18 protein-coding genes are annotated in these 22,892 nt (G+C 63.6%); 14 read left to right on the forward strand and 4 right to left on the reverse strand.

Annotated features, from left to right (window positions below):
* The first annotated feature begins 56 nt into the window (after positions 1-56).
* On the forward strand, positions 57-1,223 hold the full coding sequence (locus BIGA_RS00555) for an SPFH domain-containing protein (RefSeq protein ID WP_033505617.1): 1,167 nt from the start codon (positions 57-59) through the stop codon (positions 1,221-1,223).
* A gap of 29 nt (positions 1,224-1,252) precedes the next feature.
* Here BIGA_RS00555 and BIGA_RS00560 read toward each other — a convergent pair whose 3' ends face one another.
* Both BIGA_RS00560 and BIGA_RS00565 read right to left on the reverse strand, forming a co-directional pair.
* A complete protein-coding gene (locus tag BIGA_RS00560) occupies positions 1,253-1,774 on the reverse strand; it encodes a helix-turn-helix transcriptional regulator (RefSeq protein WP_033505619.1) in 522 nt (173 codons plus the stop codon).
* 195 nt (positions 1,775-1,969) lie between these two features.
* On the reverse strand, positions 1,970-2,488 hold the full coding sequence (locus tag BIGA_RS00565; RefSeq protein ID WP_033505621.1) for a hypothetical protein: 519 nt from the start codon (positions 2,486-2,488) through the stop codon (positions 1,970-1,972).
* 73 nt (positions 2,489-2,561) lie between these two features.
* On the opposite strand from BIGA_RS00565, the gene BIGA_RS00570 reads away from it, so the two are divergent.
* Positions 2,562-3,569: a hypothetical protein gene (locus BIGA_RS00570; RefSeq protein WP_152595945.1), complete on the forward strand. Its 1,008-nt coding sequence runs from the start codon at positions 2,562-2,564 to the stop codon at positions 3,567-3,569.
* A gap of 138 nt (positions 3,570-3,707) precedes the next feature.
* Here BIGA_RS00570 and BIGA_RS00575 read toward each other — a convergent pair whose 3' ends face one another.
* Positions 3,708-5,309, reverse strand: a complete 1,602-nt coding sequence (locus tag BIGA_RS00575) for an ABC-F family ATP-binding cassette domain-containing protein (protein WP_033505625.1) — start codon at positions 5,307-5,309, stop codon at positions 3,708-3,710.
* 182 nt (positions 5,310-5,491) lie between these two features.
* Here BIGA_RS00575 and BIGA_RS00580 point away from each other — a divergent pair, with 182 nt between their 5' ends.
* From BIGA_RS00580 to BIGA_RS00635, 12 genes are all read left to right on the forward strand, one after another.
* Positions 5,492-6,700, forward strand: a complete 1,209-nt coding sequence (locus BIGA_RS00580; RefSeq protein WP_081929295.1) for an MFS transporter — start codon at positions 5,492-5,494, stop codon at positions 6,698-6,700.
* A 104-nt stretch (positions 6,701-6,804) separates the two neighbouring features.
* Complete coding sequence (uvrA, locus tag BIGA_RS00585; protein ID WP_033505627.1) at positions 6,805-9,801, forward strand: excinuclease ABC subunit UvrA; 2,997 nt, start codon at positions 6,805-6,807, stop codon at positions 9,799-9,801.
* Between the two features lie 5 nt (positions 9,802-9,806).
* On the forward strand, positions 9,807-12,293 hold the full coding sequence (uvrC, locus tag BIGA_RS00590) for an excinuclease ABC subunit UvrC (RefSeq protein ID WP_051916982.1): 2,487 nt from the start codon (positions 9,807-9,809) through the stop codon (positions 12,291-12,293).
* A gap of 94 nt (positions 12,294-12,387) precedes the next feature.
* Complete coding sequence (locus tag BIGA_RS00595; protein WP_033505629.1) at positions 12,388-13,368, forward strand: shikimate dehydrogenase family protein; 981 nt, start codon at positions 12,388-12,390, stop codon at positions 13,366-13,368.
* A complete protein-coding gene (rapZ, locus tag BIGA_RS00600) occupies positions 13,365-14,297 on the forward strand; it encodes an RNase adapter RapZ (protein ID WP_033505631.1) in 933 nt (310 codons plus the stop codon). The genes BIGA_RS00595 and rapZ overlap by 4 nt, the downstream gene beginning before the upstream one ends.
* Positions 14,298-14,463: 166 nt before the next feature.
* Positions 14,464-15,411 carry a DNA-binding protein WhiA gene (whiA, locus tag BIGA_RS00605; RefSeq protein WP_033505632.1) on the forward strand — a complete coding sequence of 316 codons (948 nt, stop codon included), beginning with the start codon at positions 14,464-14,466 and terminating at the stop codon, positions 15,409-15,411.
* Positions 15,412-15,550: 139 nt separating this feature from the next.
* On the forward strand, positions 15,551-16,756 hold the full coding sequence (locus BIGA_RS00610; RefSeq protein ID WP_033505634.1) for a phosphoglycerate kinase: 1,206 nt from the start codon (positions 15,551-15,553) through the stop codon (positions 16,754-16,756).
* A 91-nt stretch (positions 16,757-16,847) separates the two neighbouring features.
* The gene (gene tpiA / locus BIGA_RS00615; RefSeq protein WP_033505636.1) at positions 16,848-17,642 is read left to right on the forward strand and encodes a triose-phosphate isomerase; all 795 of its coding nucleotides are present in this window, start codon (positions 16,848-16,850) and stop codon (positions 17,640-17,642) included.
* A 124-nt stretch (positions 17,643-17,766) separates the two neighbouring features.
* Positions 17,767-17,994, forward strand: coding sequence for a preprotein translocase subunit SecG (gene secG, locus BIGA_RS00620; RefSeq protein WP_033505638.1), 228 nt, complete (start codon positions 17,767-17,769; stop codon positions 17,992-17,994).
* 84 nt (positions 17,995-18,078) lie between these two features.
* On the forward strand, positions 18,079-19,035 hold the full coding sequence (locus tag BIGA_RS00625) for an L-lactate dehydrogenase (protein WP_033505640.1): 957 nt from the start codon (positions 18,079-18,081) through the stop codon (positions 19,033-19,035).
* A 38-nt stretch (positions 19,036-19,073) separates the two neighbouring features.
* Positions 19,074-19,910, forward strand: coding sequence for an HAD family hydrolase (locus BIGA_RS00630; RefSeq protein WP_033505641.1), 837 nt, complete (start codon positions 19,074-19,076; stop codon positions 19,908-19,910).
* 124 nt (positions 19,911-20,034) lie between these two features.
* Positions 20,035-21,543 carry an aminotransferase class I/II-fold pyridoxal phosphate-dependent enzyme gene (locus BIGA_RS00635; RefSeq protein ID WP_152595946.1) on the forward strand — a complete coding sequence of 503 codons (1,509 nt, stop codon included), beginning with the start codon at positions 20,035-20,037 and terminating at the stop codon, positions 21,541-21,543.
* Between the two features lie 219 nt (positions 21,544-21,762).
* Here BIGA_RS00635 and tal read toward each other — a convergent pair whose 3' ends face one another.
* Positions 21,763-22,866: a transaldolase gene (tal, locus tag BIGA_RS00640; RefSeq protein ID WP_033505643.1), complete on the reverse strand. Its 1,104-nt coding sequence runs from the start codon at positions 22,864-22,866 to the stop codon at positions 21,763-21,765.
* Positions 22,867-22,892: the final 26 nt, after the last annotated feature.

Below are 22,892 nucleotides of genomic sequence, written 5' to 3' on the forward strand. Positions count from 1 at the left end.
CTGCACCGCCGATTCCATGTGGCAGCAACAACGAAGGTGAGTAAAAGGCACACATCATGGCAATCTTCAAAGCATTCAGCGGCGCCATTGGCGGCACATTCGCGGATCTATGGAAAGACGTCATCACCGCAGGCCCGTTTGACGAGCATACCGTTGTGGTGCCCGGCATCCCCCGGGAAACCAACAACGGCCGCGGTTCGAATGAGCACGGTTCCGAGGGCGTGATCAGCAACGGGTCACGTATCTATGTCCCAGAGAACACGGCCGCGTTCATCTTCTCCGAATCAGGCATCGAGAACGTCATCACGGAACCCGGCGGCTACGAGTACCGCAACGGCGAACAGAGTGTTCTGGCCGGAGACGGCATCGGGTCGCTGTTCGGCCAGATCGCCGACAGGTTCACATTCGGCGGCCAACCGGGACGGACGAAATACGTGGCGTTCATCAACCTGCGCGAGATCCGAGGCATCAAATTCGGCACGCCAGCACCGCTGGTGTACAACGACAAGTTCTACGGCACCGATCTCGAAATTCGGGCACGCGGCACGATGTCACTGAAGGTTGTTGACCCGGTGCGCTTCGTCCGCAACTTCGTACCCGGCAACGTGACGTCCTACTCATTCGATCAACCCGGTCCGCGTGAACAGATCCTTTCGGAGTTCAATCAGTCGTTCATCGTCGCGATCAATTCGTTGTCGGACGAATACCGAATCTCTCAGCTACCCGCGCACGCGAACGACATCGCGGAACGCGTACGAAGCGACGGAGCGAACGCCGGCACGTGGAACGACAGGTTCGGTTTCCAGGTCGTCGGCGTCGGCATCGAAGGCATCGAGTTCACTGAACCGTCGCGTCAGCTGGTACAGCAGTTCGCAGCCAACAAGATGAACGTCACCGCATACGAGGGCGTCTCGCAACAGGCCGGCAACATGGCGGCGCAACAACAGATCGCAAAAGGCATCGAGCGTAATGGTTTGGGCGATGGCGGCGGCATGCTGTTCGGCATGAACCTGGCACAGGCCATCGACCCGTTTACAGCGGCCAACAGAACCGAAGCCGTTGTCTCCAGTGCCGAAAGCGCGGGAGCACGCCCGGAGCAACGACATGTGATGAGCGTTGACGAGCAGGTCGATGCGCTGAAGAAACTCAAGGAACTGGTCGATGCGGGCATTCTCTCCCCGGAGGAATTCAGAATCAAAAAGAAGGAGATACTTGGACTGTGACGCGTGGCATCCAAGCAAACCTCGCCCCTTCACTTGCCGGATTTGCCGCCGGGAAAGATCAGATAGGTAAGCAGACCGGCCGCCGTACCGCTGGCGAGCGCGCCCGTGATCACGGCAAGCGCCTGCATGGTCATGCTGATTGACCGTTTTGGTTTCGCCGCGCGGGAGTTGGAGGTTTGTTCTAGCGCATTCGCAACACGGTTCATGTGAATGTTCGCATCGGCCGTTTCGCTGGCCCCTTCGTCCGATGAAACGGCCGATGCGGACGGGGCAAGCTCCTGCTCAATTGGATCATCGACCAAGGTTTTGATGACTTTTGCCAGGTCGCGGTTCTCACTGCCCGCAATCTCCGTGTTGAATACCGTGCGCAGTGCGAGGTACTGCAGTTTGGTCATCGGACTTTTGCCCGTCTCCAGGTTCGACACCGTCTGCCGTGCAACGCCAAGCTCGTCGGCAAGTTCCTGAGTGGTCCAGCCCGCAACCTTGCGGATGATGCCCAGATTCTCTTGGAATTTGCCGATCCACCGCTGTTCCATCTCGGCAGTCGCCATGTCGCACCTCCGTTTCATCCGTCCATCATACGCAGTACGCGGCAGATAAAACAAAGCGACATTAATCTCATTTCGAAGCGACGCGGAAAGTTACGCCCAACGCCGTTATCGCCATCTCCGTATCAACGATGCATGCGCCGTCCACCATGCTCTGCGGCAAACGGCGCATGCTCGAAGCGACCGACGGATTCCGAATCACGATACGGAGGTCTGCTTTCGCATCCGCCTCCTATCAATCAACGTCACGATGGCGCAGACAACGGTAAGGATGAAGGCCGCCACATACAAATACATTCCCCAGCCCCATGAAAAATGGTCCGAGGGAACCACTCCGCGGTCGGAAAAATCGTAATACTGCACTGCGAACGCGAGCAGTGACAATACATTGAACACCATGACGGCAATGGGCTTGCGCAGCACGGCGAACAGGAGCGCAAATAGGGCGAAAACACCGATGGCTATCGTAATGCCGAGCGTGACATATGCCTGTACACCTGATAAATATTCACTGTCGGCAGACATGTAAACCCGAATGAAATCCACCATTGAAGGATCGACTGCATTCATGCCTGTCGCATTGGTGAGATACGTGGCGTATTCGATATTCTTATCCTTGGCTACAGCATACGGCAGGAATAACGTAATAATCTCAAGCAACGGTCCCGCGGATAATACCAACCTATGCATCCACACCCTGGCATTCGGGTCCTTCATATCTGTTCCCTTCCATCTGTCATGCCGCCACAAACGCGGCGACACCCGGTTACAAGCAGCCCGCCACACGGCAATGAACCACGAAGACAACCGCTCATCCCCGCAATGGAAGCGCTTTGACCAATATAGGCGAATGCAGCGGCCCGTCATTCAGTTGACAACTGAAATCGGGACGTTGCCGCCAGGGGATAATGGCGAACATCCATTCGCATTCGCCGCAATGGCAGCGGCGAATATGCCGTGGCGGTCGTCCCCGAGCGCATGCCACGACATGCTTCCAGCCGAGAAAGGTGCCATCATGAAGAAGAAGCCACTGATCTGTTTGCTGTCCATGGTCATGACGTTGTCCGCGGCAGCGTGCGGCGGCGATCCGACGTCGGACACCGGCTCCCAACCGCAGTCGTCGGCGACGAACGACACGACAACCGACAATTCCGAACCAGCCCTTCCGAAGGTCACCGTATCCAGCCTGGACGAACTCAACACGGAAGTCACCGAGTATGTCGATTCCGCAATCGCGGATCTGCAAACACAGTATGACGCGCTCACCGCGTCGATCGGAGACTATAACGCATACGTTGAGAACATCGGCAACGTACAGCAGTTCTACGCCTCGGCGCTATCCGACACCGAAACCATGTGTCTTCAGATGTATCAGTACGCGTTGGACTACGTCACGTTCATCACGTCTTCCGATAGGAGTTTCTCCGATCAGTACGATGATATGGAAGAACTGTATGACGTGGTGTACGACGAAGAGGGGACACGCATCTACGATGACATCTACGACGGCATCATGTCCGACGCCTACGATTATTTCTACGATGGCGTAGTGTCCAGCGGATACGATCTCGTTCCGTACGACGAGTGGTCGGATTACAGTTCGGGCGAATATGACCTGTGGTCCGATACCCGTTCGGACATCTATGACATATGGTCCGATACCCGTTCCGATATCTATGATTTCTACTCAGACGTCCGCAGCGACATCTATGCCAAGGAAACGAAGGATCTGGAAAAGGACATCACCAGGTTCCAGGAGGATTTATCCGACCTCCGCGAAGAACTGTCAGACGAGTGACACGGCAAGATCAGCAACAACCCAAATGTCCGAATCCCCAGATTCTTGCTGTTTGAATGAAATGTGAGCCCTCACATCGCAAGAATCTGGGGATTCGGACATATATACGGCAGGTCGGCGGCCAGCCATCCTCGGCCGCTACTCCTCGGCCACCAGGTCCAGGTACCCGTCGTTCCAGAGGTCTTCGTCGCCGTCGGGCATCAGCAGCACGCGTTCGGGGTTCAGGGCTTTGACGGCGCCCTCGTCGTGCGTCACGAGCACGATCGCGCCCTCGTATTTGGCGATGGCCTTGAGGATCTCCTCGCGCGAGGCCGGGTCCAGGTTGTTGGTCGGCTCGTCGAGCAGCAGCACGTTGGCGCGGCTGGTCACCAACGTGGCGAGCGCCAGTCGCGTCTTCTCACCGCCGGAGAGCACGCTGGCCGGCTTGAACGCGTCGTCGCCGGAGAACAGGAACGAGCCCAGGATCGAACGCGCCTGCGTGTTGTCCAGTTCGGGGGCCACATGCTGCAGGTTCTCCAACACGGTGGCGTTCAGGTCCAACGTGTCGTGCTCCTGCGCGAAGTAGCCGACCTTGCAGCCGTGCCCGTACTCCACCACGCCGGTGTCCGGATCTTCGATATGCGCGAGCAGGCGCAGTGTGGTGGTCTTACCGGCGCCGTTGTATCCCAAGATCACCACGCGCGAGCCTTTGTCGATCGCCAGGTTGATGCCGGCGAACACGATGTTCGACCCGTACGCCTTGGAGATGTCCTTGGCCTGAATCGGCGTGCGGCCGCAGGGTGCCGGCTCCGGGAATCGGATGTCCGCTACCTTCTCCTTCTTCTGCGCCTCGCTGGTCTCGGCGAGCAGGCGTTCGGCGCGGCGCATCATGTTCTGCGCGGCCACGGCCTTGGTGGCTTTGGCGTGCAGGCGGATGCCCTGCTTCATCAGGCGTTCGGCTTTCTTCTCGGCCACTTCACGTTCGCGGCGTCGGCGTTCCTCGTCCACCGCGCGCTGGTGCAGATACGCCTTCCAGCCCATCGAATACATGTCGATCTGCCCGCGCTGCGCGTCCAGGTGCCAGACCTTGTTGACCACCTCGTCCAAAAGCTCGGTGGAGTGGGAGATGACCAGGAACCCGCCCTCGTATTTCTTCAGATACCCGCGCAACCATTCGATCGAATCGGCGTCCAAATGGTTGGTCGGCTCGTCCAGGATCATCGTGTCGGCATCGGAGAACAGGATGCGCGCCAGCTCCACACGGCGGCGCTGCCCGCCGGAGAGCGTGCCGAGCGGCTGGTTCATGACCTCCTGCGGCAATCCCAACGATTCGGCCATCGTGTAGGCCTCGGACTGCGCCGCGTAACCGCCGGCCTTGTCGAAGTCCTGCATCGCCTTGTCGTATCGGTTCATGGCCTTGGTCATCACGTCCGGATCCGGATCGGTCATCTCACGCTCGGCCTTGCGCATGCGACTGATGATGGCCGCGATGTCGCGCGCGCTCATCATACGGTCGAGCGCGGTCTGGTTCGGATCGTCCGCATGCGTGTCCTGCGGCAGATACCCGAGTTTGCCCGAGACACGCACTTTGCCGCCGGCGGGCAGCATCTCGCCGGTGATCACGCGCGTCAGCGTGGTCTTGCCGGCGCCGTTGCGGCCTACCAGACCGATCTTGTCTCCCTTGGATACGTGGAAGTCGGTGGGGTGCAGCAGCGTGCGTGCACCGATCTGAATCTCCAGTCCCTGCGCCTCGATGGCCATCGTTCACCCTAACCTGTGCCGTCCTCGCCGGCTCCCATCCAGGAGACGGCTTCCGATATCTCTATGTATGTGTACTCCGTGTTCAGCAACGCCAACGCTCCATCATACCGAATCCCCGGCACCATCCGGTTCACCATGCGAGTATCGTGAATCACGGCGTAACGGCGCACGAGGAAAGGGGCATGGTGAGAAACGACTCGGACGACAGGCTGATGAACCGCGACGTCGCGCTGGTCATGGCCGCCACCTTCTGCTTCATGGCCAGCAACATGCTGGTCTCGCCGCTGATGGCTGGCTTCTCGGAGAGCCTCGGCGCGGGAGGCGCGCTGATGGGCGTCGTGGCCGCGATGATGAACGTCGTCTCCCTGTTCTGCCGCCCGATCGCCGGCAATCTCGCCGACCGGACCAGCAAACGCACGCTGGTCGGCGTCGGCGCCGCGCTCTACCTGGTGTCCAGCGTCTGGTACGCGCTCGCCGGCAGCCCGGCCTCGCTGATCGCGGCCCGCATGGTCAACGGCGTCGGGTTCGCCTGCTGCTCGGTCTGTCTGGCGACATGGATGGCGATGCTGCTGCCGATCCGTCACATGGGCGCCGGCATGGGACTGTACGGCACGATGAACGCGCTGGCGATGGCGATCGGCCCGGCCGTCGGCATCCGGGCGCAGCAGCTCATCGGATACCGGTGCACGTTCCTGATCTCGACGGTGCTGGCCGCGCTGATGGTGATCGCCGTGCTGTTCGTCCGCAATGGCGGCCACCCCATACGGCAAGGCGGCGCGGATGCCGCCGGGACCGACGCAAGGCCCGCCGCACGCCGGTTCACGCTGCGTGCCATCGTCGAACCGCGCGTGGTGCCGTTGTCGCTGGTGTTCATGTGTTTTTCGATCCCGTACTTCGCGAATCAGTCGTTCCTGGTCGAAGTCGCCGACGCACGCGGCCTGGATGTGGACGTCAGCCTGTTCTTCCCGCTGTACGCGGCGGCGCTGCTGGTGCTGCGGCTGGCGTTCAGGAACCTGTTCGACACCAAGCCGTTCCGCCTGTTCTTCATCGTGGGCACGGTGGCGATGGTCGGCATGCTGCTGTGCCTGGCGCTGATGCGCAACGACTGGGTGCTGCTGCTCGGCGCGGTCCTGACCGCGTTCAGCTACGGCATGATGAGTTCGGTCACGCAGGCCGAGGCCGTCGTCATCGCGGGCAAGGAGCGCAGCGGCATCGCCAACAGCACGTACTATATCGGCATCGACCTGGGCATGTCGCTGGGTCCGATGCTCGGCGGCCTGTTCTACGGCTCGCTGCCGATCGCATGGTTCTATCCGCTGTTCATCATCGCGATGCCGGTCGCCTGGATCATCTACCTGTCCACCGCGCGCCTCGTCGCCCGCCGCGGATGACGCGGAACACGCCGTCGAACAACTGTTCGAATCATCGCGCCGAATGCGGTATCCTTGGCATGATATAACGGGCGACCAATCCATATCGGCATAAGGAGGCTGCGGTGGCTGCGAAACGTACGGCGTCGAAGAACGGCACGGTAACGGTGGAACGGGTGCTGACCAGCGACTCGTTCCTCGCGCGCGAGCTGGCCAAGGCCCCGATGAGACAGAACGGCACCTCGCTGATCGCCGACCTGGGGCATCTGCCCAACGACCTGAAGATCGTCATCCAGGGCGCTCGCGAACACAACCTGAAGGACGTGGACCTGGAGGTGCCGCGCAACCGCATGGTGGTGTTCACCGGCCTGTCCGGCTCCGGCAAGTCCTCGCTGGCGTTCGACACGCTGTTCGCGGAGGGCCAGCGCCGCTACGTGGAATCGCTGTCGGCCTACGCCCGCCAGTTCCTGGGGCAGATGGACAAGCCGGATGTCGATTTCATCGAGGGCCTGAGCCCCGCCGTGTCGATCGACCAGAAGACCACGAACCGCAACCCGCGTTCGACGGTCGGCACCATCACCGAGATCTACGATTATCTGCGATTGCTGTTCGCCCGCACCGGCATCCCGCATTGCCCGGAGTGCGGCGCGTTGGTCAGCGCGCAGACCCCGCAGCAGATGGTGGACGCGCTGCTGGCGTATCCGGAGCGCACCCGTTTCCAGATCCTCGCGCCGGTGGTCCGCGGGCGCAAGGGCGAGTTCGAGGACCTGCTGGAGATGCTGCGCGGCGACGGCTATGCGCGCGCGCTGATCGACGGCGAGATGCATCAGCTGTCCGACGAGATCAAGCTGACCAAGCAGAAGAAGCATACGATCGAGGTGGTCATCGACCGTCTGGTGATCCGCGACGGCATCCGCCAGCGTCTAACCGATTCAATCGAGACCGCGTTGCGCCTGGCCAAGGGCATTGTGGTGGCCGATTTCGTGGATCTGGACGAGAAGGACCCGGACCGCCGCAAGCCGTTCTCGGAGAAGCGCGCCTGCCCGAACGGCCACCAGCTGGAACTCGACGAGATCGAGCCGCGTACGTTCTCGTTCAACGCCCCGTATGGCGCCTGCCCGGAGTGCACCGGCATCGGCTACAGCCTGGAGATCGACCCCGAACTGGTGATTCCCGACCCGGACAAGACGATCAACGAAGGGGCCATCGAGCCGTGGGGGTTGACCAAGGGCACCGGCGACTACTATCGGCATGTGCTGGAGGGCCTCGGCGACGAGATGGGCTTCGATCTGGATACGCCGTGGCGCGAGCTGCCGGAGGACGTGCGCCAAGCCATCATGTACGGCCGGGACTTCCACGTCAAGGTCTCATACAGGAACCGCTGGGGCCGTCTGCGCGAGTATTCGACCGGATTCGAGGGCGTGGTGCGCACGCTGATGCGCCGCCATGAGGAGACCGACTCCGACCAGATGAAGCAGTACTACGAGTCGTACATGCGCGAGGTGCCGTGCCAGGCCTGCCAGGGGCGGCGACTGCGCCCCGAGGTGCTGGCCGTCACCGTGGGCGGCGAGTCGATTGCGGATGTGTGCGACATGTCCGCCGAGAAGAGCCTTGCATGGGTCAACTCGCTGGAGCTCGAAGGATCCGCCGCGCAGATCGCGGGGGAGGTGCTGAAGGAGATCCGCGCCCGCCTGGGCTTCCTCAACGACGTGGGCCTCAACTATCTGACTCTGTCCCGCGCGGCCAAGACGCTTTCCGGCGGCGAGGCGCAGCGCATCCGCCTGGCCACGCAGATCGGCTCCGGCCTGGTCGGCGTCATGTACGTGCTCGACGAGCCGTCCATCGGCCTGCACCAGCGCGACAACGAACGCCTGATCGAAACGCTGCACCACCTGCGTGACCTCGGCAACACGCTGATCGTGGTCGAACACGATCAGGAGACCATCGAGAAGGCGGACTGGCTGGTCGATATCGGCCCCGGCGCCGGCGAGCACGGCGGCGAGGTCGTCTACTCCGGGCCGGCGGCCAAGCTCATCGAGGCGCCCCGTTCGGTGACCGGCGACTACATCGCCGGCCGACGGCGCATCGCAGTGCCGGAAACCCGGCGCAAGGCCCGCAAGACCAAGCAGCTCAAGGTGGTGGGTGCCAGAGAGAACAACCTGAAGAACCTGACCATATCCTTCCCGCTGGGCGTGTTCACTTGCGTGACCGGCGTCTCCGGCTCGGGCAAGTCCACGCTGGTGAACACCATCCTGTACCCGGTGCTGGCCGACAAGCTCAACGGCGCACGCATCGTGCCCGGCAAGCATACGCGCGTGGAGGGGCTCGACCAATGCGACAAGGTGATCCATGTGGACCAGAACCCGATCGGCCGCACGCCGCGGTCCAACCCCGCCACCTACACCGGCGTGTGGGACAAGATCCGCACGCTGTTCGCCAAAACCACCGAGGCGCAGGTGCGCGGCTACGGACCGGGCCGCTTCTCGTTCAACGTCAAGGGCGGCCGCTGCGAGGCCTGCCATGGCGACGGCACGCTGAAGATCGAGATGAACTTCCTGCCCGACGTCTACGTGGAATGCGAGGAATGCCACGGCAGGCGCTACAACCGCGAGACGCTGGAGGTCAAATACAACGGCAAATCCGTGGCCGACGTGCTGGACATGCCCATCGAGGAGGCGGCCCGCTTCTTCAAGGCGTACCCGTCCATCTCCCGCTATCTGGACACGCTCGTGCAGGTGGGACTGGGCTACATCCGGCTCGGCCAGCCGGCGCCCACCCTCTCGGGCGGCGAATCCCAGCGCGTCAAGCTGGCCACCGAGCTGCAGCGCCGTTCGACCGGCAAAACCGTGTACATCCTGGATGAGCCGACCACCGGCCTGCACTTCGAGGATGTGCGCAAGCTGCTGCTCGTACTGCAGGGGCTGGTGGACAAGGGCAACACGGTCATCGTGATCGAGCACAACCTGGATGTGGTCAAGTCGGCCGACTGGATCATCGACCTGGGCCCGGAGGGCGGCGACGGCGGCGGCACGATCGTGGCCGAGGGCACGCCCGAACAGGTGGCCGAGAACCCCGACTCGTGGACGGGCCGGTTCCTCAAGCCCATGCTCGGCGGGAGGTGAACGGCATGGCATCGGGTTTGGTCGAACGGCACAGCCCCGAGGTATGGCGGAAGACCGCCCTGTCATTGCAGTCGTCGCAGCCCGGCGCGGACGGCGGCGCCGACGGGCCGGACGCGGCCACGCCGGATACCGCCACGGACGTGAACGCCAACGGCGCGCCGTTGCTCGGCGACACCCGCGACCTGTTCCGTCCGAAAACCAGTGACATCCCCGCCAAACCCGGCGTCTACAAATGGCGCGACGGCGAGGGCCGCGTCATCTACGTAGGCAAGGCCAAGAACCTGCGCAACCGCCTGAGCAACTACTTCCAGCCGCTGTACCTGCTGCACCCGCGCACGCAGACCATGGTGCTCACCGCCCGCAGCCTGGAATGGACCGTGGTCGGCACCGAACTGGAGTCGCTCACGCTGGAGTACACGTGGATCAAGGAGTTCGAGCCGCGCTTCAACATCAAGCTGCGCGACGACAAGACCTACCCGTATCTGGCGGTCTCGATCGGCGAGCAGGTGCCGCGCGTATGGGTCACGCGCAGCCGCAAGCGCCATGACACCAGGTACTTCGGTCCCTACGCCAAGGTGTGGGATATGCGCAAAAGCCTGGACCGGCTGCTCAAGGCGTTCCCGGTGCGCACCTGTTCGCCGAACGTGTTCCACAAGGCGCAGCTGACGAACCGCCCCTGTCTGCTGGCGTCGATCGGCAAATGCTCCGCTCCCTGCGTCGGCCGTATCAGCCCGAAGGAGCATCGGCGCATGTGTGAACGGCTGGTCGGCGTGATGACCGGACGGCTCGGCAAGTCGTACATCGCCCAACTCACGCGGGAGATGAAGCAGGCCAGCGCCGAGCTGGAATTCGAGAAGGCGGCGCGGCTGCGCGACGAGATCCAGATGCTCGGCAGCGTGGTGGAGCAGAACGCCGTCGCATTCGATCAGGATGTGGATGCGGACGTGTTCGGTTTCGCCTCCGACGAGTTGGAGGCCTCCGTCCATGCGTTCTTCGTGCGCGCCGGCGCGATCCGCGGTGAACGCAACTGGAGCGTGGAACGGGTCGAGGACATCAGCGACGGGGACCTGATGGCGGAGATGATCACCCAGGTGTACGCCGACATCCTCAACGAAACCGATGCGGAGATGTCGCGGTCCGTATCCGGGTCCCCCTCATCGGATGAAGATGACGACGCCCCCGACAGTGCCGAGGATGGTGCCGCGCGTCATGCCACGCCCGACGCGCCGATCGTGCTGTCCACTAGGCGCGATGCCATCGGCGTCACGCAGTCCGTCACCGCCGTCGACGCGCAATCGCGGGCGCAGGCTACACGCCGGCGCAACCAACGGCAGGACCAGACCGGCCGCGACGATTTCCTCGCGCCGATCGCGCCGGTGCCGCGGGAGGTGATCGTGCCGATCGAACCCACCCGCCACGAGGAGCTCGAACGGTGGCTGAGCGACCGGCGCGGCGGCGCGGTGACGATTCGCGTGGCGGCGCGCGGCGAGAAGAAGGCCCTGATGGACCGCGCCAACGAGAACGCCGCGCAGGCGCTCCAACGCAGCAAGATGAGCCGTATCAGCGACATGGCCACACGCAGCCGCGCCATGAACGACGTGGCGGATGCGCTGGGTCTGGACGAGGCGCCGCTGCGCATCGAATGCTATGACATCTCGAACACGGTGGGCGGAGCCTTCCAGGTCGCCTCGATGGTGGTGTTCGAGGACGGCATCGCCAAGAAATCCGAATACCGCCGGTTCGCCATCCGCGGCGCGGACGGCAACGGCGCGCTCGACGATCTGAGCGCGCTGTATGAGACGCTGACCCGGCGGTTCCGGCACGGCAACATCGCCGGCGACTCCGGCGAAAGCATCGACGCCGAACAGCGCGCCGCCAAGGCGGCGCAGCAGTCGCATGACACCTCGCACGGCACCGGCTCGGATGGCAACCCTGCGGACTCCGAAGCAACGGCCGACCAGGCGAACGCCGAGATCATCCAGCAGAACACCAATCGCCGTCATTTCGCCTACCGTCCGAACCTAGTGGTGGTCGATGGCGGCAAACCGCAGGTCATGGCCGCCGCCAAGGCGCTTGAGGACTGCGGCGTGGACGATGTGGCGGTTTGCGGCCTGGCCAAGCGGCTGGAGGAGGTCTGGGTGCCGGACGACGACTATCCGATCATCCTCAGACGCCAGTCGGAAGGCATGTACCTGCTGCAGCGCGTCCGGGACGAATCGCACCGCTTCGCCATCACCTACCACCGCCAGACTCGACGTAAGGGGGCGCTGCGCTCGGCGCTCGACGATATCCCGGGCATCGGCGCAACGTACCAGAAGCGACTGCTCAACCATTTCGGTTCGGTGCGCGCCATGCGCGAGGCCACCGTCGAACAGCTGGAACAGGTCAAGGGCATCGGCCACGCCAAGGCCGAGGCCATCTTCACCGCCCTGCACCCCGGCGACGGGGGAGCGGCTGCGACGCCCAAAGCCGGCGGCGACGCATCGGACTGAGCCGTTGCGGACGGCCGCGCCTGTCCATATTTACCTCCCCGAATCACAGGCGACATGGTTTTCGGCTAGCATGGGTACCGATGGAAGGAGGGCTATGTCGGTAGTGAATCATCGGTGCGCGGTGCTGGGCAAACCGATCGCGCATTCGCTGTCGCCGGTGCTGCACAATGCGGCATACCACGCGTTGGGGCTGGATGATTGGGCCTATGACCGGCACGAGGTGGGACAGGACGATCTCGACGGTTTCCTGCACGGGCTCGACCCGAGCTGGGTTGGTCTGAGCCTGACCATGCCGTTGAAGAAGACCATCCAGCCGTACGGCATCCCCTCGAACATCTGGGCCATGCAACTGGGCGTGGCCAACACGGCGGTGTTCGATTGGTCCGATATGGAGCATGGGCGCGACGGTCTGCCGGCGATCCGCCTGTACAACACGGATGTCATGGGCATCGTGCTGGCCATCGACCATGCGCTGAGTCAGCCGTCCTCAACCGATGTCGCCGCGCTGCTGGACGCGGAACCGTCCGGGGCGGCGTCCCGGCGGAGCGGGAGCGACCAACCGGCGCACGCCGTCATCCTCGGCAACGGCAACACCGCCATGTCCGCGGTGGCCGCCTGCACGATGGCGTTGGATTCCAGCATCGGCCATATCACCATCGCCGCGCGGCATCCGGACCGCAATCTCGACCTGGCAGCCGACCTCGGCGCACGATTGGGCGGAGTCACCGTTGACGCCATGCCCCTTGCAGAAGCGGTCGACAAAGCCTGCACGGCCGATCTGGTCATCAGCACGCTGCCCGCGCACGCCGCGGACCCTTTCGCACGCGCCGTGGCCGATGCGCCCGGCCCAGCCCCGCGCGGCATCCTGCTCGACGTGGTCTATGACCCGCGTCCGACGGATCTCATGCGCGTATGGTCGGACCGGGGCGCGCTGGCCATCGGCGGGCAGGAGATGCTCCTGTACCAGGCCATCCTGCAGGTGGCGCGTATGACCGGATCGGGGTCGATTGCGGACCTGGACGTTCTGGACACGATTGAACAGCCGATGAGGCAAGCATTGGAGGAGGCGCTATGACATCCGCAACGTCACGCGAACCGGCGAGCAAGGATGCGCTGTCGTCCGTGCCGGAACCGGCCGACGGCTTCGAGGTCCTGCTCATCACCGGCATGTCCGGCGCCGGGCGGTCGCAGGCCGCCAACAGCATCGAGGACATGGGCTGGTACGTGGTCGACAACATGCCGCCCAAGCTGCTGGTGCCGCTGGTGGACATGATGACCAACTCGGCGTCCAAGATCCACAAGCTGGCCTGCGTCATCGACGTGCGTTCGCGCAGCTATTTCGATGATCTGGCCCAGGTGCTCGGCCATCTGGACGATCTGGGCGTCAGGACGCGCGTCCTGTTCCTGGACGCCAGCGACGAGGTGTTGATCAAACGGTACGAATCGGTGCGCCGCCCGCATCCGCTGCAGCATGGTTCCCGGCTGATCGACGGCATCACCGAGGAACGTGCGCTGCTGGCGAATCTCCGGGAACATGCCGATATCGTCATCGACACCTCCGATCTGAGCATCCACCAGCTGAGCACCAAGCTGTATGAGGGATTGCTGGGGGAGGGCGCGACCACGGTGGCCGTGCACATCTTCAGCTTCGGGTTCAAGCACGGGGTGCCGATCGACGCCGATTTCGTGGCCGATGTCCGTTTCCTGCCGAACCCGTTCTGGGTGCCCAGCCTGCGCGAGTTGACGGGCATGGACAAGCCGGTCAGCGACTATGTGCTGTCCAGCGACGGGGCCAGCGAGTTCCTCGACGCGTACGAGAAGGCGTTGGCTGTGGCGATCGAGGGGTACGCGAAAGAGGACAAGCACTTCGTCACGATAGCCGTGGGCTGCACCGGGGGCCAGCACCGTTCGGTGGCCATGAGCGAGGCCTTGGCCAAGCGGCTGCGCGCACGCGGTCTGCAGGTCACGGTTTCCGCGCGGGAACTGGCCAAACGGCAACACTGAAGCTGGTACGGTAGTCGTATAGCGAGCATAACGGGCCCGAACTATGAAATCACCGGCTGTGCTTGTCCAAGTCGTTGGGTATCACAGATTCCCGGTACATTCGTGGAATGGGCACCGTTATCGTCGGAGTATATAGAGAAGTATTGGGATAGTAGGAGGTTGGCTCTTGGCTCTTCTGGATGATGTCAAAAGCGAACTGGCCGCAATCGACAACGAGCTGCCCGCCGCCAAGAAGGCACAGGCCACGGCGATGATCCGCTTCGGCGGGGGGTTGCGCCTGGTGCAGCGTCAGATCATCGTGCAGGCGCAGTTCGATTCGCTGGAGGCCGCCAAGTGGCTGCAGTCCACCATCAAGAACCTGTACGGCCATGAGGCGTCCCTGACGCAGGTGGCCCGGCAGACGCCGAGCGGCGTGGTGCAGCGGTATCTGGTGCAGGTGGAGCGCGGTGGCGCCGCCCTGGCGCTGCAGACCGGTCTGCTCGACCGCCGCAAGCATCTGGTGCTGGGTCTGCCGGCCGACATCATCAGCGGCAACATCGCTCAGGTCAAGGCCGCCTGGCGCGGCGCGTTCCTTGCCCATGGCGGGCTGTCCGATCCGGGCAAGGCCAGCTATCTGGAGATCGTCTGCCCCACCAACGAGGCGGCGTTGGCGCTGGTCGGCGCGGCGCGGCGACTGGGCGTGACCGCCAAGCCGCGTCAGCTGCGCAGCTCCGAGCGCGTGACGCTGAAGGATCCGGACGCCATCGAACGCATGCTCATGCTCATGGGCGCCCCGCGCTCCGCACGGGAGTGGACCGGCAAGCGTTCCGACGGCGAGGCCCGCGGCAAGGCCAATCGCCTGGCCAATTTCGATGACGCCAATATGCGCCGCAGCGCCAAGGCGGCGGCGGAGGCCAGCGACAAGGTGCGTAAGGCCTTCGAGATCCTGGGCGACGACATCCCCGAGAACCTCCGCGCCGCCGGCCAGCTGCGTCTGGACCACGGCGACGCCAGCCTGGAGGAACTGGGGCGTCTGGCGAATCCGCCGATCACCAAGGACGCCATCGCAGGCCGCATCCGCAGGCTCCTGCAGCTGGCCGAGAAGACCGAGAAGGCCCGCGCGCAGCAGCAGTAAGACATCGGGAGCCCTCCCTCGCCGGGAGGGCTCCTTTTTCGTTGCCCCGTCCACACAATGCACACATACGAGCGCACAGTGGTGTAGGATTCGTAAGTGGCAGGCTATGCCATTCCACGCATTCTGCGAAAGGACATACATGAAGACACTCAAGGATCTTGGAGATCTCAAGGGCAAGCGCGTTCTGGTGCGCGCTGATTTCAACGTTCCGCTGGACGGCACCACGATCACCGATGACGGTCGTATCAAGGCCGCCCTGCCGACGATCAAGGCTCTGCGCGAGCAGGGTGCCAAGGTCATCCTGATGGCCCACCTCGGCCGCCCGAAGGGCAAGGTCGTGCCGGAGCTGAGCCTGGCCCCGGTCGCCGCCCGTCTGGGTGAGCTGCTCGGCATCGAGGTTCCGCTGGCCGAGGACACCTACGGCGAGGACGCCCAGGCCAAGGTCGCCGCGATGAACGACGGCGATGTGGTGCTGCTGCAGAACGTGCGCTTCAACCCGGAGGAGACCAGCAAGGACGCCGATGAGCGCGCCGCCTATGCCAAGAAGATCGCCGCCCTTGGCGACGTCTTCGTCTCCGACGGCTTCGGCGTGGTGCACCGCGCCCAGGGCTCGAACTACGATGTGGCCGCCGATCTGCCGGCCGCCGCGGGCCTGCTGGTGGAGAAGGAAGTGACCGCGCTGTCCAAGGCCACCGAGAACCCGGAGCGTCCGCTGACTGTGGTGCTCGGCGGTTCCAAGGTCTCCGACAAGCTCGGCGTGATTGAGAACCTGCTCGGCAAGGCCGATCGTCTGGTCATCGGCGGCGGCATGGTGTTCACCTTCCTCAAGGCCAAGGGCTATGAGGTCGGCACCTCGCTGCTCGAGGAGGACCAGCTGGAGAAGGTCAAGGGCTACATCGAGACCGCCGAGAAGAACGGCGTTGAGCTCGTGCTGCCGACCGACATCGTGGTGAACCCCGGCTTCCCGGCCGGCGATACCCCGATCGCCCCGGAGGTCGTGGCCGCCGACGCCATCCCGGCCGACAAGATGGGTCTGGACATCGGCCCCGACTCCGCCAAGCTGTTCCATGACAAGATCGTGGATTCGAAGACCGTGGTGTGGAACGGCCCGATGGGCGTGTTCGAGATCAAGGAGTTCGCGGCCGGCACCGCCGCCGTGGCCCAGGCTCTCGTCGATGCGACCGCGGCCGGCGCGTTCACCATCGTCGGCGGCGGCGACTCCGCCTCCGCGGTGCGCAACCTCGGCTTCCCGGAGGACGGCTTCTCGCACATCTCGACCGGCGGCGGCGCCTCCCTCGAGTTCCTTGAGGGCAAGCAGCTGCCGGGCCTGACCGTGCTCGCCTGATGTTCGCGGGACTCCCGCCGGTGGGGGCTGGTACGCACACGGTGCCATGCCAGCTCCCGCCCGCGGGAGCCTTTTGGTATGAGGAGGACGAATGACGCTGAACCGCATCCCGTTGGTGGCAGGCAACTGGAAGATGAACTTCGACCACCGCGAGGCCACGTATTTCGTGCAGAAGCTGGCATGGCTGCTGCGCGACGCGAAGTTCGACCATAAGCGCTGCGAGGTCGCGCTGTTCCCGTCGTTCACCTCCATCCGCAGCGTGCAGGTGCTGGTCGAGGCCGACCACCTGCGCATACGGTACGGCGCGCAGTCCGTATCGGTCACCTCGCAGGGGGCGTTCACCGGCGATGTCTCCGCGGATATGCTCGCCCATCTGGGGTGCTCCTATGTCATCGTCGGCCATTCGGAACGCCGCAAGTACCATCCCGAGGACGATGCGAACATCGTCGATCAGGTCCGCGCCGTCCTGGCGGCGGGCATGCAGCCGATTCTGTGCGTGGGGGAGAGCTTCGAGGAGCGCCGGCAGGGCATCGAACTCGACTTCGCCGTCGGCCAGGTCAACGACGTGACCCGCGACCTGTCGGACGAGGAGGCGTCCAAACTCATCGTGGCCTACGAACCGGTGTGGGCCATCGGCACCGGCATGGTGGCCACCCCGCAGTCGGCGCAGGACGCCGCCAGGGCCATCCGCGACCATATGCAGGCCCAGTTCGGGGCGGCGACGGCGCAATCCGTGCGCATCCTGTACGGCGGATCGGTGACGTCGCATAACGCCGTGCAGCTGATCACCCAGCCGGATGTGGACGGGTTCCTGATCGGCGGCGCGTCCCTGGACCCCGAGGAGCTGGCGCTTATCGCCCGGCTGACCGTCAAAACCGCGCGATAGCGACACACACAACCGTTGACGCGAAGAAAACCCCGCATTCTCACAGGGTAGGGGTATTCTAGTTGGCAGTGTCTTACGAACTGGAGGTTCACCTGTGAACGCTTGGGAAGTTGTCGAGCTTGTTATGCAGATTGTTCTGGTCCTGCTCAGCGTGCTGCTCACGCTGCTCATCCTCATGCACCGAGGCAAGGGCGGCGGCCTGTCCGATATGTTCGGCGGCGGCCTGACCCAGAACGCGGGCACCTCCGGCGTGGCGGAGAAGAACCTGAACCGCTGGACCGTCATCATCGCGCTGCTGTGGGTGGCCATCGTCATCGCGCTCGGCCTGATGACCAAGTTCGGCGTGATCTGATTGGACGGATATCGTTGAAAACCCATGATGCCACGGCATCGTGGGTTTTTTCATGTTTCGGAGACGATGGAGGGAAGGACTCGTATGGTCACGATGAATCGGAACAAGGTGGTTGTGGTCGGCGCCGGCACCGTGGGGTCCACGGTCGCGTTCGGCCTGGTCAGCCACGGCCTGTGCAACGAGGTGGTGCTGATCGACCCGAATCGGACGCGGGCGATGGGGGAGAGCCACGATCTGGATGACGGCAGCGAGTTCTTCGACCGTCATGTCAACGTGCATGTCGGCGATTACGCCGATTGTGCGAACGCCGACATCGTGGTCGTCACCGCGGGGCGGCGCCCGCCGCAAGGGTCGAACCGGCTGCAGGAACTCGGGTTCACCGTCGGCATCGTCGGACAGATCGTGGACGACGTCATGGCCTCCGGGTTCGACGGCGTGCTCGTGATGGTGTCCAACCCCGTCGACGTCATGGCCTGGTATGCCTGGAAGCGCAGCGGACTGCCCCGTTCGCAGGTGCTCGGCACCGGCACCGCCCTGGACACCTCGCGTCTGAAGACGATCATCGGCGAGGAGACCGGACTGGATCCGCGCAACGTGGGAGGCTTCGTGATGGGCGAACACGGCGATTCCCAGTTCGTCCCGTGGTCCACGGTGTCGATCGGCGGCAAGCCGTTCGCACGATTCCTGTCCGACAACCAGGACCGTTTCTCGTCCGTATCGCTCGACGACCTCGAACGCAAGACCCGCGACCGCGGCAACGCGATCAAGGACGCCAAGGGCGGCACGAACTACGGCATCGCCTCCACAGTGGCCGGCATCGTGCAGACGATCCTGTGGGACGAACGGCGCATCGTTCCCGTGTCCACGCTGCTGGACGGCGAATACGGCGAGCATGACGTGTTCCTCGGCGTGCCCACCGAACTGCGCGCCAACGGCGCCAACGAGATCGTCGAACTCGATCTGACCGCGCAGGAACGCGAACGGCTGCACCACTCCGCCCAGATCGTACGGACGTACTGCAGCGGCCTGCTCACGCACTGAACGGACCCGCACACCCATCGACGAGGAGGCCTCCCACCATGACCGCATCCCTGCCCCGCATGATCGTCGCCGATCTGGACGGCACGCTGCTGCATGATGCCGACACGTTCGAGGGACGGTTCATCACCCGCCGCTCCATCGATGCGATCCACCGGCTGCACGACCGTGGGTTCATCTTCGCCATCGCCACCGCACGTCCGGTCAGCACCGGCTACGAGTTCGTCGAGAAGCTGCCGGTGGACGCCTGCGTCTACCTGAACGGCGCGCTGATCGACCTGTCGCCGGACCGCTCCGACTATGACATGCTGACCAGCGGCGTGCTCCCGCAGGACGGACACCTGCTGAAGATCGGGTTCCCCTCCGAACGCGCCGTTCAGGTCTGCCGGTATCTGCTCGAGGCGATGCCGGGGCTCAAGGTGGGCATCGTGATGGATGACATCAGGTATGTGAACTGGGATATCAGCGAGATGTGGAAATCCCAGCAGTTCGTGATCACGGATTTCTCCGACGTGCCGCCGGGGATCGCCGACAAGATCATCGCCGTGCCCCGCCCGGATCAGTGGGATACGCTGCGCGGACTGGTCCCGCCGGACTTTGAACTCAGCGTGAGCGAGAACACGTTGGCCATGCTGATGAATCCGCTGGCGAACAAGAAGCAGGCGCTGCGCACGCTGTGCGCCCGCATGGAGGTGCCGTTGGGGTCCACGGTGTCGTTCGGCGACGACCTCATCGACATCGCCATGCTGCGCGAGTCCGGTACGGGCGTGGCCGTGGCCAACGCCAATCCCCAGGTGCTGGCTGTGGCCGACGAGATCTGTCCCTCGAACAACGAGGACGGCGTGGCGCAGTGGCTGGAACGGCTGCTGGGGGAGTGAACCGGTCAGGCACCACGCTTCCGCATATTGAACTCTCACCATTGCGAATTGAACTTCTGTCCGGCGATTTCAGTACAGTATTGAACCGGTAAGAACAACCATTGAACCGGATCGGAGCGCAGCTATGGATCGTACGTCGGTATTCGCGGCACGATTGAACTCGGCGATGCAGACGCACGGATTCAAGCAGATCGACATCGTCCACCGCGCCGAAGAGAGTGGCGTGAAGCTCGGCAAAAGCCATATCAGCCAGTATGTCAGTGGAAAGACCATGCCACGCCCCGATATCGTCCGGTTCCTTGCAGCCACGCTGCAGGTCGATGAACGGTGGCTGCGCGGCGAGGACACCGCTCTGCCGCAACAGCCATCACCCGGCACCGCCGCCCCCTCCATCGACGGCCCATCGAAAGGAAAGCCCATGCGCAGGTTCCCCAAATCATCCAAGCTCGACAACGTGCTCTATGACGTCCGCGGCCCCGTGGTGGACGAGGCCGCGCGCATGGAGACCGACGGCACCAGCGTGCTGAAGCTGAACATCGGCAACCCGGCGCCGTTCGGATTCCGCACCCCCGACGAGGTCGTGTACGACATGCGCCAGCAGCTCACCGACTGCGAGGGCTACTCGCCGGCCAAGGGCCTGTTCTCGGCCCGCAAGGCGATCATGCAGTACGCCCAGCTCAAGGGGCTGCCGAATGTGACGATCGACGACATCTACACCGGCAACGGCGTTTCCGAACTGATCAACCTGTCGATGTCCGCGCTGCTCGACACCGGCGACGAGGTGCTGGTGCCCTCGCCGGACTATCCACTGTGGACGGCCTGCGTGAACCTGGCCGGCGGCACCGCCGTGCACTACGTATGCGACGAGCAGTCCGAATGGTATCCGGATATGGACGACATGCGCGCCAAGATCACCGACCGGACCAAGGCCATCGTCATCATCAATCCGAACAATCCGACCGGTGCGCTCTACCCGCGCGAGGTGCTGCAGCAGATCGTCGATATCGCGCGCGAGCATCAGCTCATCATCTTCTCCGATGAGATCTACGACCGCCTGGTCATGGACGGGCTTGAGCACATCTCCATCGCGTCGATGGCGCCGGACCTGTTCTGCGTCACGTTCTCCGGGCTGTCGAAGTCGCATATGATTGCCGGCTTCCGCATCGGCTGGATGGTCCTGAGCGGCAACAAGCGGATCGCCGAGGACTACATCGAGGGCCTCAACATGCTCTCCAATATGCGCCTGTGCTCGAATGTGCCGGCGCAGTCGATCGTGCAGACCGCGCTCGGCGGGCATCAGAGCGTCAATGATTACATCGTGCCCGGAGGTCGCATCTACGAACAGCGCGAATACATCACCGAAGCGCTGAACTCGATTCCGGGCATCACCGCCGTCAAGCCGAAGGCGGCGTTCTACATCTTCCCGAAGATCGACGTCAAGCGGTTCAACATCACCAACGACGAGCAGTTCGCGTTGGACCTGCTGCGGGAGAAGAAGCTGCTGGTGGTGCACGGCGGCGGGTTCAACTGGCATGAGCCGGATCACTTCCGCGTGGTCTACCTGCCGCGCATCGAGGTCCTCAAGGACGCCGTGGACCGCATGACCGACTTCTTCGGCCATTACCGGCAGTAGGGGCCGATTCACGGTTTCCGCACCGGCCGAGTTGTGAATTGAGATTGTTCCGTTTTCACACAATTCCGCACATGCGTGTCATTGGAATACCAGTGATTCGCCGGTGAAACGCACAAAAGCCGGATTCACGGTTTCGTAAAGGCCAAAACCGTGAATCCGGCCTCCATATGACTGAGGGGACGGTCCCGAAGGACCGCCCCCTCATGCTCTATGCGTCAATCAGCCGTTGACGCGGTCGATGCCGGACTGCACGTCGGCGATGACCGTATCCCAGGACTTGATGAAGGAGGCGACGCCGTCAGCCTCGAGCTTGTCGGTGACATCCTTGATGTTGATGCCCAGCTCGGCGAGCTTGTCCATCACGGCGTGGCTCTCCTCGTAGGTGCCCTCGATGCTCGGGGCGCCGTTGCCGTGGTCGGCCAGCGCGTTCAGGGTCTTCTCCGGCATGGTGTTGACGACGAACGGAGCGACCAGCTCGTCCACGTACTTGCAGTCGGAGTAGGCGGCGTTCTTGGTGCCGGTGGAGGCCCACAGCGGACGCTGCTTCTTGGCGCCCTTGGCTTCGAGGGCGGCCCAGCGCGGATCCTCGGCGAACTTCTTCTCGAACAGCTCGTAGGCCAGACGGGCGTTGGCCACGGCGGCCTTGCCTTCCAGGGCCTTAGCCTCGTCGGTGCCGATCTCCTCAAGCAGCTTGTCGACCGCGGTATCCACGCGGGAGACGAAGAAGGAGGCGACGGAGCCGATGTGCTTGAGGTCGTGGCCATTGGCGTCAGCCTGGGCGATGCCCTCGATGAAGGCGTCGATGACCTGCTCGTAACGCTCGAGCGAGAAGATCAGGGTGACGTTCACGGAGATGCCCTTGGCCAGGGTGGCGGTGATGGCCGGCAGGCCCTCGAGGGTGGCGGGGATCTTGATCATGGCGTTCGGACGGTTGACCTTCTCCCACAGCTCCACGGCCTGCTGCTCGGTGGCTTCGGTCTCATGGGCCAGACGCGGATCGACCTCGATGGAGACGCGGCCATCGACGAAGTCGGTCTTCTCGGCGATCTCACGGAAGATGTCGGTCGCGTTGCGCACGTCGGTGGTGGTCAGCTCGCGGATGGCGGTCTCCACGTCGACCTTGCCGAGCTCCTTGAGCTGGGCGTCGTACGGGCCGACCTGGCTCAGGGCCTTCTGGAAGATGGACGGGTTGGTGGTGACACCGACCACGTTCTTCTCGGCGATGAGCTCCTGCAGGCTGCCGGACTCGATGCGGGTGCGGGACAGATCGTCCAGCCAGATCGAGACGCCGGAGTCGGACGTACGCTGCGTTGCTTCAGTCATTTGTTGTTCTCCTTTTGATTCCGATA

It is taken from the genome of Bifidobacterium pullorum subsp. gallinarum, from assembly GCF_000741215.1.
Classification (GTDB): domain Bacteria; phylum Actinomycetota; class Actinomycetes; order Actinomycetales; family Bifidobacteriaceae; genus Bifidobacterium; species Bifidobacterium pullorum_B.

Coding starts and splice junctions, on each gene's coding strand:
- BIGA_RS00635 (WP_152595946.1), top strand. CDS start 20,035: ATGGATCGTACGTCGGTATTCGCGGCACGATTGAACTCGGCGATGCAG.
- BIGA_RS00580 (WP_081929295.1), top strand. CDS start 5,492: ATGGTGAGAAACGACTCGGACGACAGGCTGATGAACCGCGACGTCGCG.
- BIGA_RS00570 (WP_152595945.1), top strand. CDS start 2,562: ATGAACCACGAAGACAACCGCTCATCCCCGCAATGGAAGCGCTTTGAC.
- BIGA_RS00595 (WP_033505629.1), top strand. CDS start 12,388: ATGTCGGTAGTGAATCATCGGTGCGCGGTGCTGGGCAAACCGATCGCG.
- BIGA_RS00625 (WP_033505640.1), top strand. CDS start 18,079: ATGGTCACGATGAATCGGAACAAGGTGGTTGTGGTCGGCGCCGGCACC.
- tpiA (WP_033505636.1), top strand. CDS start 16,848: ATGACGCTGAACCGCATCCCGTTGGTGGCAGGCAACTGGAAGATGAAC.
- BIGA_RS00565 (WP_033505621.1), bottom strand. CDS start 2,488: ATGAAGGACCCGAATGCCAGGGTGTGGATGCATAGGTTGGTATTATCC.
- secG (WP_033505638.1), top strand. CDS start 17,767: ATGCAGATTGTTCTGGTCCTGCTCAGCGTGCTGCTCACGCTGCTCATC.
- BIGA_RS00560 (WP_033505619.1), bottom strand. CDS start 1,774: ATGGCGACTGCCGAGATGGAACAGCGGTGGATCGGCAAATTCCAAGAG.
- BIGA_RS00610 (WP_033505634.1), top strand. CDS start 15,551: ATGAAGACACTCAAGGATCTTGGAGATCTCAAGGGCAAGCGCGTTCTG.
- BIGA_RS00555 (WP_033505617.1), top strand. CDS start 57: ATGGCAATCTTCAAAGCATTCAGCGGCGCCATTGGCGGCACATTCGCG.
- tal (WP_033505643.1), bottom strand. CDS start 22,866: ATGACTGAAGCAACGCAGCGTACGTCCGACTCCGGCGTCTCGATCTGG.
- BIGA_RS00575 (WP_033505625.1), bottom strand. CDS start 5,309: ATGGCCATCGAGGCGCAGGGACTGGAGATTCAGATCGGTGCACGCACG.
- BIGA_RS00630 (WP_033505641.1), top strand. CDS start 19,074: ATGACCGCATCCCTGCCCCGCATGATCGTCGCCGATCTGGACGGCACG.
- uvrC (WP_051916982.1), top strand. CDS start 9,807: ATGGCATCGGGTTTGGTCGAACGGCACAGCCCCGAGGTATGGCGGAAG.
- rapZ (WP_033505631.1), top strand. CDS start 13,365: ATGACATCCGCAACGTCACGCGAACCGGCGAGCAAGGATGCGCTGTCG.